The organism is Methylobacterium sp. CM6244 (genome assembly GCF_054817885.1).
Window position 1 is genome coordinate 2,810,523 of record NZ_CM139247.1, and the last position, 15,255, is coordinate 2,825,777.

Below are 15,255 nucleotides of genomic sequence, written 5' to 3' on the forward strand. Positions count from 1 at the left end.
GGGGCCGGTTGCCGTTGCATGGATGGCGATCGGCCCCATCTTGACGGCTGGATGCGTGTTTGAGGATGGTTCCCCCATGGCAAAGCCCCTGATCGTCGAGATTCCCCACGAGATCGGTCCCGTCGAGGCGAAACGGCGGATCTCGAGCGGGCTGGACAAGGCGAAGGCGGCCTGCGCCAAGGCCGGAATCAATGTCGAACACATGACCTGGACAGACGACCGTCTGAACTTCGCCATGTCCGCCATGGGCCAGAAGGTGGACGGCGAGGTCGACGTCCTTCCCGAGACGGTCCGTATCGAAGTGCGCCTGCCGATGCTGCTGGCCCTGTTCGCCGAGCGGATGAAGAAGATCATCGGCAAGGAAGGCAACCAGCTCCTGATCAAGAAGGGCTGAGGAGCGCCATCGGGGGAACGGCAACGGGCACTCGCCCGTTTCCAGCCCTCTCCCGAAACTTCGCGAGCAGGTGGCGCCGCCCATGTCGAATCCAGGCCCGATAGATCCCGCGCCCATCCCGGAAGCTCCGGTTCCCGATACGCCCTACGAGGCCCCCCAGACGCCGCCGCCGGCTCCAGGGCCGGATATCCCCGCGTCGACGCCGGCCGAGGCGCCCACCGAGAGCCCAACGGAGATCCCCGTGATCGACCCGAGCCCCGCTCCCGTCTCGCCCGATCCGTCGCCAACCGGCCCGGCTAACCCGACGATGTAGCCTCACAGGCAAAACCGCATTTGTTCGGGAGCGGCTGCGCTGCCATAAGCCCGCATCATGGCTGCTCCCCCGCTTCTCACCCTCCAGAACGTCGCGCTCACTTTCGGCGGCACTCCGCTGATCGAACAGGCCGACCTTGCGATATCCCCCGGTGAACGGACTTGCCTCGTCGGCCGCAATGGCTCGGGCAAGTCGACGCTGATGAAGATCGTCTGTGGGCTCATCGAGCCCGACAAGGGCGTGCGCTTCGTCCAGCCCGGCACCACGATCCGCTACCTTGCGCAGGAGCCGGATTTCTCGGGGTTCACCACCACCCTCGATTTTGTCGAGCACGGTCTCACCCATGGCGACGACGCCTACCGGGCCCGCTACCTGCTGGAGAGCCTGGGCCTGACCGGCGCCGAGAACCCGGCGAGCCTGTCGGGCGGGGAAGGGCGGCGCGTGGCCCTGGCCCAGGCACTGGCACCGGAGCCCGACATCCTGCTGCTCGACGAGCCCACCAACCATCTCGACCTGCCGGCCATCGAATGGCTCGAAGCGGAATTGAAGTCCGTGCGCGGCGCACTCGTTCTGATCAGCCACGACAGACGCTTCCTCTCGGCCCTGTCGAAGACCACCGTCTGGCTCGATCGCGGCATCACGAGGCGGATCGAGCAGGGCTTTTCCACCTTTGAGGCCTGGCGCGACGCGTTCTTCGAGGAAGAGGAGCGCGACCGGCACAAGCTCGATCGCAAGATCGCCGACGAGGAGCATTGGCTGCGCTACGGCGTCACGGCGCGCCGCAAGCGCAACGTCCGGCGGCTCGGCAACCTCCACGCCCTGCGCAAGGACCGCCGGGAGGACCGCCGCCCCGTCGGCACCGCGACGATGACCTCCACCGAGGCGGAGAGTTCCGGCGCCCTGGTGATCGAGGCCAAGAATGCCGCCAAGGCCTATGGTGAGCGCCGCATCGTCGACGATCTCTCGATCCGGGTGATGCGTGGCGACCGGCTCGGCATCGTCGGCGCCAACGGCGCCGGCAAGACCACCCTCATCAATTTGCTCACGGGACAATCGGCACCGGATTCCGGCACCGTCGCCTTGGGCACGAACCTCAAGATGATGCTCCTCGATCAGGCCCGGGCTGTGCTGGACCCATCGATGACGGTCACCGAGGTGCTCACCGGCGGTAGCGGTGACAGCGTGGTCGTCGGCGGCGTGAGCCGTCACGTCATCGGCTACCTCAAGGACTTCCTGTTCGCCCCGGAACAGGCCCGGACCCCGGTGAGGGTGCTCTCCGGCGGCGAGCGCAACCGCCTTCTCATCGCCCGAGCCCTGGCCCAGCCCGCCAACCTCCTGGTCCTCGACGAGCCCACCAACGACCTCGACCTAGAGACCCTCGACCTCCTGCAGGAGATGCTGTCCGATTATTCCGGCACGCTGATCCTGGTGAGCCACGACCGTGACTTTCTCGACCGAGTCGTTGGCAGCGTCCTCGTCAGCGAGGGGGAGGGGCGCTGGGTCGAGTATGCCGGCGGCTATACCGACATGGTGACGCAGCGCGGCCAGGGCGTCGAGGCGCGCAAAAGCGCCACCGCGCCTCGCCCCGACGGCAAGGTAAAGCCGGGCCGCCTCGTCAGCACGTCCGCGCCCCCGGCGCCCAAGACGAAGATGGGGTTCAAGGACCAGCACGAGCTGAAGACCCTGCCGGAGCGAATCGCGAAGCTGCAGACCGAGATCGCCAAGATCCGCACCGTCCTTGCCGACCCGCAGCTCTACAGCCGCAATCCGGTCCTGTTCCAGAAGGCCTCGGCGACCCTCGCGGCGGCGGAGGCCGACCTCTCGGCGGCCGAGGACCGCTGGCTGGAGCTGGAGATGCAGCGGGAAGGGTGAGGCGGGTCGCACTCCGCACCGGACGCCCGGCAGAGCGTGTCGGCTCGGGCTCCCCCGCTCGGTGACGCGCCCCCCTCGACCGGGGGAAGCCGGAGCGTTCACGAGACCTTCGCCCCCGATGTGACGCCAAGGATCGCCGAGGCTTCCCGATCGCGGTCCCATGGCCGAGACCGTTCTCCCCGACATGAAACTTCTTGATAAAATTCCTATTTCATGCCTATATCCCCACACCTGCCGCCCAGCGAAGGGGGCCTGTCCGGTGACCGACCGGGTGGGCCGAAAGGGGCGGCGGGGCGGTGCCTGCGTCGGTGGTGTCGGTCACCATCGCCCCGGGCGGCGGCTCGATAGTCTGGGGGCTCGGATGGGGGCGCGGTAGGTCGGGAGTTAAATGCCCCGGCACCGACCCCGTTCTGGGCTGCCATGACGAGGTTTGCGGCCCCTCCAATACGAGAGGGCGTGCGGGGCAAAGTCCGTTCGAACAGCCGGGCTGGGATGCAACACGACCACCTCAGGCGCGACGCAACGCGAGGACCGCTGGAGACACCGCGACGCAAAACAGGCCCCGGCGGGAACGCCGGAGCCTGACGGGACGCCGGGGGACCGGCACACTACTATAGCGCTCAATGGGTTCCGCGGCGTCCCGCGTCCCCCTTTTGGGGCTTCTTCTGGGCCATGCCCCCGGCGCTGTCGCGCGCGGGGGTGAAGGCATGTGAACGAGGAAAGAGGCGGCGATCGATGGGAATGAGCCTGCGGCGTCTTCAAGATGCCGCGAAGCGGGTGTCTGGTGGCGGCCGATCCCCGAGGTTCGCATTGCCCGCCCTCCCGTCCTACCCCTTGCTCCAGAAATTCGGCTGGGCCGTCGGCCTGCCCGGACTGGCGCTCATCGTCGGCGTTGCGACGCCGTTCCTCGCCAGCCGCGCGGAGCGGCGGCTCGAAGACAACGCCGGGGCTGTCGTGCGTGCGACGGCCGAGACGGGGTTGGAGCCCTGGCTGCGCCTGACGGTACGCGGCCGTGACCTCATCGCCACCGGGGAGGCGCCCGACGAGGCCGGGCGCGTCGCGGCCCTCGACAGGCTCAAGCGCCTGCCTGGCCTGCGCCACGTGGTCGGGCGTATCGGGATCGTCGAGGATGCCTCGCCCTTCGTCTGGACGGCGACACGCACCAGCCCGGAACGGATCGAACTGACCGGCAACCGGCCTGTCGAGATCGGTCCGAGTGCCCTTGCCGCGAAGCTCGCCCCGGAGCTTCCCTCCGAGACCAGGATCGTCGATCAGGCGAAAGCCGCGCGCGGGGCACCGCCGGACTTTTCCACCGCCTCTGCCTTCGCGCTCGAACAGCTGAAGCCGCTGGCTCCGGGCGCCAGCGCCACCATCGCCGACACCACGGTGTCGCTGAGCGGCGAGGCATCGACGGTGGCCGATTACGAGGCCGTCAGGCAGGCCTTGGCCCATCCTCCGACCGGCTTCACCATGGGCAAGGTCGACATCCGGCCGGCAGCCACCCCCGATTTCCGGTTTGCGGTGACCCGCGAGCGCGGCGGCAACCTCGTCCTTTCGGGTAATGTCGTGTCGGAGACGGCACGCGAGGAGATCCGCGCCATGGCCGACGACGCCGCCGATGGCGCCACGGTGGACGACCGGATGCAGACCGCCCGTGGTCTTGCGGATGGGATCGATCCGACCACGCTCGGCCGCTTCGCCTTCCAGCTTTCGTCCCTGTTGCAGGACGGCAGCGTTACCTATTCCGACTCGCGCCTGTCGGTCTCGGGGACCGCCCTCGACGGGCAGGCCATCGGCGAGATCGACGCGCTTTTGCGCGACGGGCGACCGTCCGGCACCAGGGCCGGGCCTGTCGATCTCGCCGCCATGCCGCTCTCCCCCTATCGTTTCATGGTCCGCCGCGAGAGCGACGCGGTGACCCTGACCGGGCATCTGCCGGACAGCACGACGCGTGACCGTATCCTGGCGACGCTGCGACCGCGCTTCTTCCGCGAACGCATCGTCGACAAAAGCCGCATCGCGGAGGGCGCGCCGGCCAATCTCACCGGCGCCATCGAGGCCGGCATCAGCGCACTGTCCCTGCTCGCCACGGGCGAAATCCGCATCTCGGACAGGACTCTCGCGCTCTCCGGGAATAGCCTCTACCGCGAGAGTGCCGGACGCTTCGAAATGGACCTCTCCCGGCGGATGCCGGCCGGTTGGCAGGGGCAGGCCGAGGTCAAGCCGCCAGCCAGCGAGACCATGGAGGATAAGGCCTGCCGGGCCTCGTTCGACCGCGCGATCGAGGGGCGCCGCCTGCTCTTCGCCCCCGGCAGCGTCACCCTGAAGGCGGAGTTCTATCCGACCCTCGACGCGGTGGCTTCAGCTGCGAAAGCCTGCACCGGCCTGCGCATCGAGGTGACGGGGCATGTCGACCCGGCCGGTGCCGCGGGCGCACCGAAACCCGCCCTCGATGCGGGAGTGGAGAACACTTCTTCCGTCGATTCGGGGAAGGCTCGGGACGCCGACAAGGCCTCGAAACCGGTGGTCGCGAAGGCCGACAAGCCCCCGGTGAAGCCCGCCGATCCCAAACCGGCTCCGGCGAAAGACGGCAAGGACAAGGCGGCGAAGGAGAAGGATGCCAAGACGGAGGCCCCGAAAGAGGCGAAACCGGCGGAGCCGGAACCCGACATGGCTCGACAGCGAGGGCTTGTGATCGTCGAGTATCTGCTCCAAGCCGGCATCCCGGCGGACAGGATCGTCGCCGCGCCCGCCGGTCGCGCCAATGCCACCGGGCAGGGCGTCGGCCTCGCCCTGCGCTCCTGAGAGATCGTCCCGATGCTTCTGCTGTTGACGATTCTCTGGCCCGCGCTGGCCGCCAGCTTCGCACTGGGCACCGCCATCGGATGGCACTTCGGACCGCCACGCGATCGGCTTTCGACCGCCATCGGGCTCGGACTCGGATCCGGGGCCGTTGCGCTCGCTGGGCTCGCGTTCAGCGGGCTCGTACCGGGCCGTCCGGGCTTCTGGGTGGAGAGCGCAGTGCTGAACCTGACGGCCTACCTCGTCGGCGCCGGAACCGGAGCCCTGGCGAGGCTGGCGCGTCCATCGCCGAGGGTGTCGGGCCTCGACGGTGTCGGCCGCTCCCCCGACCGCCTCGCTCCATCACCGAGACGGGCTGCCAGTGCCGAGCAGAAGCTTCGAGGGAAAGTTTCGGGATGAGGTGGCCGGGGGGGATAAACCCTCCGCTCACCGCGCCCCGCGCTGAAGGTCCCCTTCGATCAGCAGCGCGCTCTTGCCTTCCAGCCGGCTGCGATAGACCTGCAAATTCTCCATCACGCGCTGGACGTAGTTGCGGGTCTCGGTGAAGGGGATGCGCTCGACCCAGTCGATGGGATCGACGCCGGTCCGGCGCGGATCGCCATACGCGTCGATCCACTTCTTCACGTTGCCGCCGCCGGCATTGTAGGAGGCGAAGGCGAGAATGTAGGAGCCGCGCCAATCCTCCATCAGCTCCCCGAGATGGGCCTGGCCGAGGCGGGCATTGTAGGCGGGATCGCTGGTGAGGCGGTCCTGGTCGTAGGAGACGCTGACCCGTCGCGCCGTGCGCTGGGCGGTGGCCGGCATCATCTGCATCAACCCACGGGCGCCGACGCTCGATTGGGCGCGAGGATCGAACTGGCTTTCCTGGCGGGCAATGGCGAAGACCATGGCCTTCTCCACCAGGGGAACGGCGGCGGAGGCCTCGTAATCGGGAATGCCGATGGTCGGGTAGGCATGGGCATCGAGGGGCAGCCCACGCTGCACCGCGAGCTTGCCCACCGCCACGAGGGCTCGCGAATTCCGCACCTCCACGGCGAGGTTGCCGAGCGCGCTGAGCTCGGCCGGGTTGGTCAGGCGATTCGCCGTGTCGATGTAGAGCGGCAAAGCCAGATCCTTCAGCGAAGCCGCCTCCAGCATCCGCAGCGCCCGCGTGGTCAGGCGGTTGTCGAAGGCGGCCGCGGCCGCGGGTTCGAGATCGGAGACGACGCGGAGCGGCAGGCTCGCCTGCCCGAGCTTCGCCCGCGCGAGCTGCCCGTAATAGGCGATGGGCTGAAGCGCGGCGCGCTCGTAGAAGGTCTTGGCCAGCCCGGCTTCGCCTGCCGCCTCGGCGGCGCGGCCCTGCCAATAGGCCACGCGGGCCAGCGAGATCGGCGTCTCGGCGATGGTCGCGGCCTTGGCGAAATGGTTGGTGGCCTTGGCCGGATCGTCGAGGAAGCGCAGGGCGATCCAGCCGGCATGGAACTCGGCCTCGATCCGCTTCTCCACGGTGCGGCCGCTATGGCCGGCGGCGACCTCGTAGGCGAGGCTCGGATTGCCGATATCGATGAGCTTGCGGGCGACGATCCGGCGTTCGACCCACCATTCGTCGCCATCCACCAGGACATCGCCGTTGGTGGGAGCGGTGGCGAGGATCGCGGCGGCCTCCACCGCCTTGTCGGCCCGGCGCAGGTATTGCGCCCGCGACAGGATGTAGGACGGATCGCTGCGGAGCGACGGCGGCACGGCGTTCAACGCGGAGGCGGCCGAGGAACTCTTGTCTTCCACGGCACGGCGGGCGCGGACCAGACTGGCGTAGCCGCCGCCGGCATAGGAGGCGGCCCGCCCGGCCGTCTCGTAATCCTCCTTCAGGAGCGCGCGCTCCATGCGGAAGCGGTGATCGACGCGGGTGAGGACATTCGGAAAGGCGTCCATCACCTTGGTCTCGAGGGCGCGCCCGAAGGTTTCCGAGCGCCACAGGTCGCGGACCAGGGAGGCGGCGTCCTCGTCGAGGGAATCGGCCCGGAAGGCGAGCGCGAGGGCGAACTTGCCGGGAGCGCTCGACGGACGTGTTCCGGCGAAGAAGGCGCGCACGGTCGCCGGGTTCTTGCGCTCGGTGAGAAGTGCCTCCTCGGCGCGGCGGCGGAGGAGCGGACCCGCCGGCCATTCCGGGTTCGTCCGGGTGAAGGAGACAGTGCGCTCGAAGCCGATGCCGGAGCCGGCGCGGATCGCCACCCATTCGAGCAGAGCGAGGGCCGCCGGATCGGTGAAGCCGTCGCGCAGGCGGTCGCCTTCGGAGACCTTGCCGCGCCGATAGGCGTCGATGGCCTGGCGCAGAGCGGGGAGGTCGACATCCGGCGCGACCTGCGCGGCGCGGGCGGGGTCGGGCACTTCCGGTACGGGCGCGGCCGGCGTCATGGCGGCGTCGGGAAGCGGGAAGGCGATCGGCGCTTCCGGATCGGCGGAGGCATAGGCCTTGGCGGCGGCGGGCAGGGCCTTGCTCGCCACGGTCTCGGCGCTGCGGTCATCCAGCTTCAGCGCATCGGCGGCGACTGCCTCGGTCTCCGCGGCCTTGCTGTCCGGCACCATGACGGAGGGGGCGACGGCGTCGCTCGACGGGCGGGTGGTGACATCCTCCCCCTGAGCCGCGGCGGCCGGGAAGATCGTGTTCGGCACGACCAGCATCGTCGTCCCCGCCAAGGCAAGGGCGAGGGAAACGGGGAGGGCGGCACGATGCGAGCGTGTCCAGAACGCCATGGTTCTTCAAGTCCCGTCAGATGCGGACATGCCTAAGCTGTCCCGGAGGGCATTAAGAAGTCATTAACCGCGCCGACAGAGCGTTTGCGCGCGTGCCGGCAAGGCCCTATGTCTGCCCGTCCGCGAGAGCGGTGATGCGGCCGGCACACCGGCCCACCGAAAAATCGACGGCCGGGAACGCCAGGATGACCGACACCACGACACAGCGCCTCAGGGGCGCCATGACCGCGCTCGCCACTCCGTTTCGCGATGGCGCCTTCGACGAGGACGCCTTTCGCAAATTCGTGAACTGGCAGATCGAGCAGGGCATCCATGGCCTCGTGCCCGTGGGCACCACCGGCGAGACGCCGACCCTGAGCCATGACGAGCACGACCGTGTCGTGGCTGCCTGCATCGCCGAGACCGCCGGCCGGGTACCGGTCATCGCGGGCGCGGGCTCGAACTCCACGGCCGAGGCCGTCGACCGGGCCGTCAACGCGGAGAAGGCCGGTGCCGACGCCGTTCTCGTCGTGACGCCCTACTACAACAAGCCGACGCAGGCCGGGCTCTACGCGCATTTCAAGGCCGTCAACGACGCCATCGGTATTCCGATCATCATCTACAATATTCCCCCGCGTTCCGTGGTCGACATGAGCGTCGAAACCATGGCGCGGCTGTATGAACTCAAGAACATCGCCGGCGTGAAGGACGCCACGGCCAAGCTCGACCGTGTCAGCCTGCAACGCCAAGCCATGGGTGAAGACTTCATCCAGCTTTCGGGCGAAGATGCGACGGCGCTCGGATTCAATGCTCAGGGCGGCGTCGGCTGCATCTCGGTGGTCTCCAACGTGGCGCCGCGCCTCTGCGCCAAGCTTCAGGAAGCGACCCTGTCCGGCGATTACGCCACGGCCCTGCGGATCCAGGACCAATTGTTGCCGCTGCATGTGGGTCTGTTCGCGGAGTCGAACCCGTCACCGGTGAAATACGGTCTCTCGCGGCTGGGCCATATGAGCGACGAGGTGCGCCTCCCGCTCCTCACGGTCAGCGATGCCACGAAGGCGATCGTCGATTCCGCCCTGCGCCATGCCGGCCTGATCGACGGCTGAGCCCCCTCGCAGGCGAAACCCCGGCGAACCATATGAGTGTCGATCGGCCGCGTCGCGCGGCCGGCGACGGCATCAGCTTCCTTCCAGACAAGGGGCATCGGCTCGGATAGGCTGATGCACCAGAACCGACGATGTGATGGCTCCCAAACCGCAAGACACCCGCCGCGTCGTCGCCGACAACCGCGCCGCCCGCTTCCATTACGAAATCTCCGACGTCCTTGAGGCGGGCATCGCCCTGACCGGGACGGAGGTCAAATCCCTGCGCAAGGGCAAGGCGGCCATCGGCGAGGCCTATGCCGGTCCGTCGGGTGACGAGCTGTTCCTGTTCAACGCTTACATCCCGGAATATCTCGAAGCAAACCGGTTCAACCACGAGACCAAGCGTCCGCGCCGGCTGCTGCTCCACCGCAAACAGATCAACAAGCTCATCGGCGCCACGAAGCGCGAGGGCTACACGGTGGTGCCGCTGAAGATCTACTTCAACGAGCAGGGCCGCGCGAAGATCGAACTCGGCCTCGGCCGGGGCAAGAAGCTCCACGACAAGCGCGAGAGCGCCAAGGAGCGGGACTGGGAGCGCGACCGCGCCCGGATCATGCGCGACAAGGGCTGATCGGCGAACGCTCCGTTGACGGGCGATGCCCGTCCTGCCAAGACACCGCCCATGACGACGAACCCGATCCTTTCCGGATTGTATTACGCGCTGCTCCCTTAGCGGCGAGGTGCTCTGTCACGTCTCAACCGCCCCGGTCGTCGGCGGTTGACCCTCTTCCAAGCACCGCTGGCCCCTCGGCTCCATAGAGGTCAGTTCCGTGTCTTTGGTTACGTCCCCTCCATCACGCATCACCGTCGGGATCATCGGATTCGGCGCGTTCGGCCAGCTGATCGCCCAACATCTCGGGCGGTATTTCGCGTTGCGCGCCTACGATCCCACCCTGCCGCACGCCGACGATATTCAGGCATCTCGCGGGCAGCACGGGTCCCTTCTCCTGGAAGGCAACGGCGTTCACACATCTCGCGGGATGCGCGGGTCCACACTCCTGGAAGGAGAGGGACAGGGTGAGGTGTGTGACCTTTTCGGAGGTGGACCACACCTCACCCCAGCCCTCTCCTTCCAAGAGAGGGAGCCCGGCGCGCCTCATGTCGAACCCGCTTGGGAAGGGAGAACGGCCAGCGACCAGATATGTGAATCCAGTACGCAGAAAGGGGCGAGGAAAGCCGGGGTGCGGCTCGGCTCGCTCGCCGAAGTGGCTTACTGTCCCGTGGTCGTGCTGGCTGCTCCAGTCTCCAAGCTCGCCGAGGTGGTCTCCGCCATCGGACCTCACCTGCGGCCGGGCGCACTCGTCCTCGATGTCGCCTCGGTGAAGATGGTCGCCGCGCGGATCATGGCGGAAGGGTTGCCCGATCACGTCGGGATCGTCGCCACGCATCCGCTCTTCGGCCCGCAAAGCGCGCGCTCCGGCCTGAAGGGGCTGAAGATCGCCGTATGTCCGATCCGGGGGCGGGGAGGCCTGCGCGCCGCGGCCTTCCTACGGAAGCATCTCGGCCTCGATGTCATCCTCACGGATCCCGAGGCACATGACCGGGCAGCCGCCTCGGTTCAGGGCCTGACGCATCTCATCGCCAAGGTCTTCGTCGAGATGGAGCCGCTCCCGACCCGGATGACGACGAAGAGCTTCGACCTGCTAATGCAGGCGGTGGGCATGATCAGGAACGATGCCCCGGAAGTCTTCGACGCGATCGAGCGCGCGAACCCCTACGCGGCGGATGTGCGCCGCCGGTTCTTCGCGCATGCATCACGGCTGGAGCGTGAACTCTCGGAGCCTCGCTCCAACGCCATGGGGTGAACCGGCAATCGCGGCTTCGGCCATCCGCATACCGGGGGGAGGGAGGCGAGACGCAGACTTCCCCCGGTCGAGTGAACGTCTACTGCTCGCTAACGTCGTCGCCCTGACGGATACCGTAGCGGGTCTCCAGTCCGGGATTGGCGCGGGCGACCGGCCGCTCGGCCACGTCGCGCGTCATGTCCCGTGGAGCCTCCCGCGGCACGTCCCGAGGATTGCGGGCCAGGCCCTCACCCTGGGTCCGGACGCCGCGCTCGCCCGGATCGCGACCGACGCGGGGAATGAGGTGGACGAGGTCGACGAACTCGTCGGCCTGTCGGCGAAGGTCGTCGGCGATCATGGCCGGCTGTGTCTGGATCGTCGAGACGACGGTGACCCGGACCCCGCGGCGCTGCATCGCCTCCACCAGGGAGCGAAAATCGCCGTCGCCCGAGAACAGGACCATATGATCGATGCGGGGCGCGAGTTCGAGGGCATCGATGGCGAGTTCGATGTCCATATTGCCTTTGATCTTGCGACGACCGGCGGAATCGGTGAATTCCTTAGCCGGTTTGGTCACAACCCGATAACCGTTATAATCGAGCCAATCGATCAGCGGGCGGATCGATGAATATTCCTGGTCTTCGACCATGGCTGTGTAGTAAAAAGCCCGGATCAAATTGTCGCGAGCTTGAAATTCCTTAAGCAGACGGCGATAATCGATATCGAAGCCAAGCGCCTTCGTTGCCGCGTAAAGATTCGCTCCGTCGATAAACAGAGCACTGCGCTGTTGTGCGCTCATTGAAAGATCCATTTTCTCATCAGAATTTTCAGACGTAAGATGTTGCAGTCCTAATAATTCGTCACATTTGACTGATCATTCGCCGCCCGATGCCTTGACAACCCAAGGTTGATAACGGACAGAACGTTAGAATTAATAATAAATTCTAAGAACCGGTCGAATGCCACAGGCAACGGCCAAGCCTCTCCTTTGTTATTGTCGGATTGACATACCTGTCAACCACGACTGGTATACAATCACCTGAAATTGAGGATAAAACCAGGTTCTGCCGAGAATATTTGACGGTCTACAACTGTTGCGCCCAATTGCGCATCAGTTCATCGACCACATTCAGTTTTAGCCTTGCTTAAGATTAGGCGGGAGGCATCACCCGGCTACCCGGCTTGACGGCAGGCAGCGCGGCAAGTTCCGGCGGCAAGGCATCGGCAGCATAAGCCGGAATGTCGAGAGTGACCAGGGTAACGAGCGGCAGGCCGATTTCGCCGCGCCCGCCCGAACGGTCGATGAGGCAGGCCGCGCCGATGACCTCCCCGGGCTCGCTTTGGAGCGATGCGAGGCATTCGCGGGCGGAAAGCCCCGTCGTCACGATATCCTCGACGATCACGGCGCGTTGGCCGGCCGGAATGCTGAAGCCGCGACGAAGGCTGAAGGGCCCGCCGGGATCACGTTCGACGAAGATGGCGCGTGCTCCGAGATGACGCGCCGTCTCGTATCCCGGAACGATCCCGCCGATCGCCGGGGACACGACGATGTCGATCGGGCCGAAGCGGGCGACGATGACCTCCGCCAGGGCCTTGCACAGGCGCTCGGTCCGGACCGGATCGGAGAAGATCGCCATCTTCTGCAGGAAGACGCCGGAATGGAGCCCGGAACTGAGCACGAAATGTCCTTCGAGCAGAGCCCCTGCATCGCGGAATTCCGCGAGCACCGCGTCTGGCGTCATGAGAAACGTGTTCCTTGGATAGCGAGTGAGGGCCGCGTTTGTGGCAGCGCGGGCCACCTGGCGCAAGGCGCGCGCCGACGACGCGCCCAGAGGGGTACGGACGCTCAGCCGTTGACGCGGTCGACCCTGCTCACAGTGCGCTTACCGCGCAGCTCGGCGACGATGGCGTTGAGGTGCTTCAGGTCCCAGACCGAAAGATCGATCACGATCTCGGTGAAGTCCTGGGTGCGTCGCTTCATCGAGACGTTGTCGATATTGCCGTCGTGGTCGGCGATGACCTGCGCGATCTGGGCCAGAACGCCGGGCTCGTTGATCGATTGCAGGGCGAGGCGCGCGGGAAAACGTTCGCTCCCCCCCGCCTCGACATCCCATCGCACATCGAGCCAGCGTGCCGGTTCGTTGTCGAAATCCGCGAGCGCCGCCGACTGGATCGGATAGATCGTGACTCCGACACCGGGGGTGAGGATACCGACGATGCGGTCCCCCGGCACCGCGCCCCCGTTCGGCGCGAAGCTCACCGGCAGGTCGTTGTCGAGGCCGCGGATCGGGATGGCGTCCGGCCGGCCCATATCGGCGGTGCCCTCGGGGAAGGTGAGGCGCATGGCCTGCCCCTTGGCGAGGCTGAGGCGACCGGCGCCCCCGTCCATTGGCTGCTGCAGGGCTGCCGGCGCCGTCCGGCGCTCGTCCTTGTGGTCGGGATAGACCGCGCGGACCACGTCGCCCGAGAACATCTCGCCCCGGCCCACCGCCGCGAACACGTCTTCGGTGCTCTGCCGGGCGAGGCGAGGAAGCGCCCCGCGCAGCTTGTCCTCGGAGAAGTTCTTGGCCGCCCGCTCGAAGGCACGATCGAGGATCTGGCGGCCGAGGCCGGCATATTGGCGGCGCACGGCCGAGCGGGTCGCGCGCCGGATCGCGGCGCGGGCCTTGCCGGTGACCACGAGGGATTCCCAGGCGGCCGGAGGCGATTGTCCATCGGCCCGGGCGATCTCGACCTCGTCGCCGTTGACGAGCTCGATCAGCAGCGGCGCCATGCGGCCGTTGATCTTGGCCCCCACCGCCGTGTTGCCCACGTCGGTATGGACCGCATAGGCGAAATCGATCGGCGTCGCGCCGCGTGGCAAGGCGATGAGGCGCCCCTTCGGCGTGAAGCAGAACACCTGGTCCTGGAACAGTTCGAGCTTGGTGTGTTCGAGGAATTCCTCCGGGCTGTCGCCCTCGGCCAGGAGTTCGATGGTCCGCCGCAGCCATTGATAGGCGCCGCTTTCCGTGGCGAGGCGCGGATGGACGCCGCCGATCTCGTCCTTTCCGCCGGATTCCTTGTAATGGGCATGCGCGGCGATGCCGTATTCGGCGATCTCGTCCATGGCCGCGGTGCGGATCTGCAGCTCGACGCGCTGGCTCTTCGGCCCGATCACGGTGGTGTGGATCGAGCGGTAATCGTTCTGTTTCGGGGTGGAGATGTAGTCCTTGTAGCGACCCGGCACCATCGGCCAGGTGGTGTGCACGACACCCAGCGCCCCGTAACATTCGGACAGGGATTCCACGATGATGCGGAATCCGAAGATGTCCGAGAGTTGCTCGAAGGCGACGGATTTACGCTCCATCTTGGCGGAAATGGAGAAGGGCCGCTTCTGCCGCCCGGTGACGACGGCGTTGATGCCCTGGGCCGCGAGCTTGGCGGTGAGGTCCCGTTCGATGCTCTCGACCAGCCGTTCGGATTTCACGGCGAGGTCGGCGAGCCGCTGGGTGATCGTCGCGTAGATCTCGGGCTTGAGGTTGCGCAGCGCGAGGTCTTCGAGCTCTTCGCGCAGTTCCTGCATACCCATGCGGCCGGCCAGCGGCGCGTAGATGTCCAGCGTTTCCTGGGCGATCCGCTCGCGCTTCTCCGGCTTCATGTGATGAAGCGTGCGCATGTTGTGCAGGCGGTCGGCGAGCTTGACCAGCAGCACGCGCACATCCGCCGCGACGGCCAACAGCAGCTTGCGGAAGTTCTCCCCCTGCGCCGCACGTTTCGAGACGAGGTCCAGGCGCTTGAGCTTGGTCAGCCCGTCCACCAGGGCGCCGATCTCGGGGCTGAAGATCTCGCTGATCTCGTCGAGGGTGGCTGCCGTGTCCTCGACCGTATCGTGCAGCACGGCGGCGACGATGGTGGCGTCGTCGAGCCGGAGATCGGTGAGGATCGCGGCGACTTCCAGCGGATGGGCGAAGAACGGATCGCCCGAAGCCCGCTTCTGCGTCCCATGAGCCCGCATGGCATAGACATAGGCGCGGTTGAGAAGGGCCTCGTTGGTGGCGGGGTTGTAACGCCTCACCCGCTCGACGAGCTCGTACTGGCGCATCATCCGCCGCAACACCCTTCACTCATCGTCACTGCCCGCCTCTGTCTCATGTTGTCCCGCATCGCGGCCGGGCACGCCAGACCCATGGCGCCGCATGACACCGGTTTCTCGCCCCGAAAAACGAAAAACCCGGCGCTGGGCCGGGTCTTCGC

Annotated in this window: 12 protein-coding genes and 1 pseudogene; 8 read left to right on the forward strand and 5 right to left on the reverse strand. The window is 67.0% G+C overall.

The genetic code is table 11. The features are described 5' to 3' along the window. Positions 1 to 76 precede the first annotated feature (76 nt). The 5 genes from ACYQML_RS13065 (at position 77) to ACYQML_RS13085 (ending at position 5,780) form a co-directional block, all read left to right on the forward strand. Positions 77 to 394: a polyhydroxyalkanoic acid system family protein gene (locus tag ACYQML_RS13065; protein WP_027172816.1), complete on the forward strand. Its 318-nt coding sequence runs from the start codon at positions 77 to 79 to the stop codon at positions 392 to 394. Between the two features lie 82 nt (positions 395 to 476). Continuing rightward, positions 477 to 707: a hypothetical protein gene (locus tag ACYQML_RS13070; protein WP_056162480.1), complete on the forward strand. Its 231-nt coding sequence runs from the start codon at positions 477 to 479 to the stop codon at positions 705 to 707. 57 nt (positions 708 to 764) lie between these two features. Continuing rightward, the gene (locus ACYQML_RS13075; protein WP_461233050.1) at positions 765 to 2,579 is read left to right on the forward strand and encodes an ABC-F family ATP-binding cassette domain-containing protein; all 1,815 of its coding nucleotides are present in this window, start codon (positions 765 to 767) and stop codon (positions 2,577 to 2,579) included. Positions 2,580 to 3,389: 810 nt separating this feature from the next. Then, on the forward strand, positions 3,390 to 5,384 hold the full coding sequence (locus tag ACYQML_RS13080; RefSeq protein WP_461233051.1) for a BON domain-containing protein: 1,995 nt from the start codon (positions 3,390 to 3,392) through the stop codon (positions 5,382 to 5,384). A gap of 12 nt (positions 5,385 to 5,396) precedes the next feature. Continuing rightward, positions 5,397 to 5,780 (forward strand): hypothetical protein, encoded by a 384-nt coding sequence (locus ACYQML_RS13085; RefSeq protein WP_461233052.1) that lies wholly within the window; start codon positions 5,397 to 5,399, stop codon positions 5,778 to 5,780. Between the two features lie 27 nt (positions 5,781 to 5,807). Here the strand turns inward: ACYQML_RS13085 and ACYQML_RS13090 are convergent, their stop codons facing one another. Continuing rightward, positions 5,808 to 8,114 carry a lytic transglycosylase domain-containing protein gene (locus ACYQML_RS13090; protein WP_461233053.1) on the reverse strand — a complete coding sequence of 769 codons (2,307 nt, stop codon included), beginning with the start codon at positions 8,112 to 8,114 and terminating at the stop codon, positions 5,808 to 5,810. 185 nt (positions 8,115 to 8,299) lie between these two features. On the opposite strand from ACYQML_RS13090, the gene dapA reads away from it, so the two are divergent. Beyond that, positions 8,300 to 9,199 carry a 4-hydroxy-tetrahydrodipicolinate synthase gene (gene dapA, locus ACYQML_RS13095; protein WP_056424428.1) on the forward strand — a complete coding sequence of 300 codons (900 nt, stop codon included), beginning with the start codon at positions 8,300 to 8,302 and terminating at the stop codon, positions 9,197 to 9,199. Between the two features lie 136 nt (positions 9,200 to 9,335). Next, positions 9,336 to 9,809 carry an SsrA-binding protein SmpB gene (gene smpB / locus ACYQML_RS13100; RefSeq protein ID WP_018044478.1) on the forward strand — a complete coding sequence of 158 codons (474 nt, stop codon included), beginning with the start codon at positions 9,336 to 9,338 and terminating at the stop codon, positions 9,807 to 9,809. 223 nt (positions 9,810 to 10,032) lie between these two features. Here the strand turns inward: smpB and ACYQML_RS13105 are convergent, their stop codons facing one another. Beyond that, complete coding sequence (locus tag ACYQML_RS13105; protein WP_156467672.1) at positions 10,033 to 10,206, reverse strand: hypothetical protein; 174 nt, start codon at positions 10,204 to 10,206, stop codon at positions 10,033 to 10,035. A gap of 228 nt (positions 10,207 to 10,434) precedes the next feature. On the opposite strand from ACYQML_RS13105, the pseudogene ACYQML_RS13110 reads away from it, so the two are divergent. After that, a pseudogene (locus tag ACYQML_RS13110) lies at positions 10,435 to 11,043 on the forward strand (prephenate dehydrogenase/arogenate dehydrogenase family protein); the annotation flags it as partial. Between the two features lie 79 nt (positions 11,044 to 11,122). Here the strand turns inward: ACYQML_RS13110 and ACYQML_RS13115 are convergent. The 3 genes from ACYQML_RS13115 to ACYQML_RS13125 all read right to left on the reverse strand — a co-directional run bounded on the left by ACYQML_RS13115 (position 11,123) and on the right by ACYQML_RS13125 (position 15,106). Then, positions 11,123 to 11,821: a LabA-like NYN domain-containing protein gene (locus tag ACYQML_RS13115; RefSeq protein WP_056423758.1), complete on the reverse strand. Its 699-nt coding sequence runs from the start codon at positions 11,819 to 11,821 to the stop codon at positions 11,123 to 11,125. 352 nt (positions 11,822 to 12,173) lie between these two features. Then, positions 12,174 to 12,764, reverse strand: a complete 591-nt coding sequence (gene pyrE / locus ACYQML_RS13120) for an orotate phosphoribosyltransferase (RefSeq protein WP_056423759.1) — start codon at positions 12,762 to 12,764, stop codon at positions 12,174 to 12,176. A 104-nt stretch (positions 12,765 to 12,868) separates the two neighbouring features. Further along, positions 12,869 to 15,106 (reverse strand): RelA/SpoT family protein, encoded by a 2,238-nt coding sequence (locus tag ACYQML_RS13125; RefSeq protein ID WP_056423761.1) that lies wholly within the window; start codon positions 15,104 to 15,106, stop codon positions 12,869 to 12,871. Positions 15,107 to 15,255: the final 149 nt, after the last annotated feature.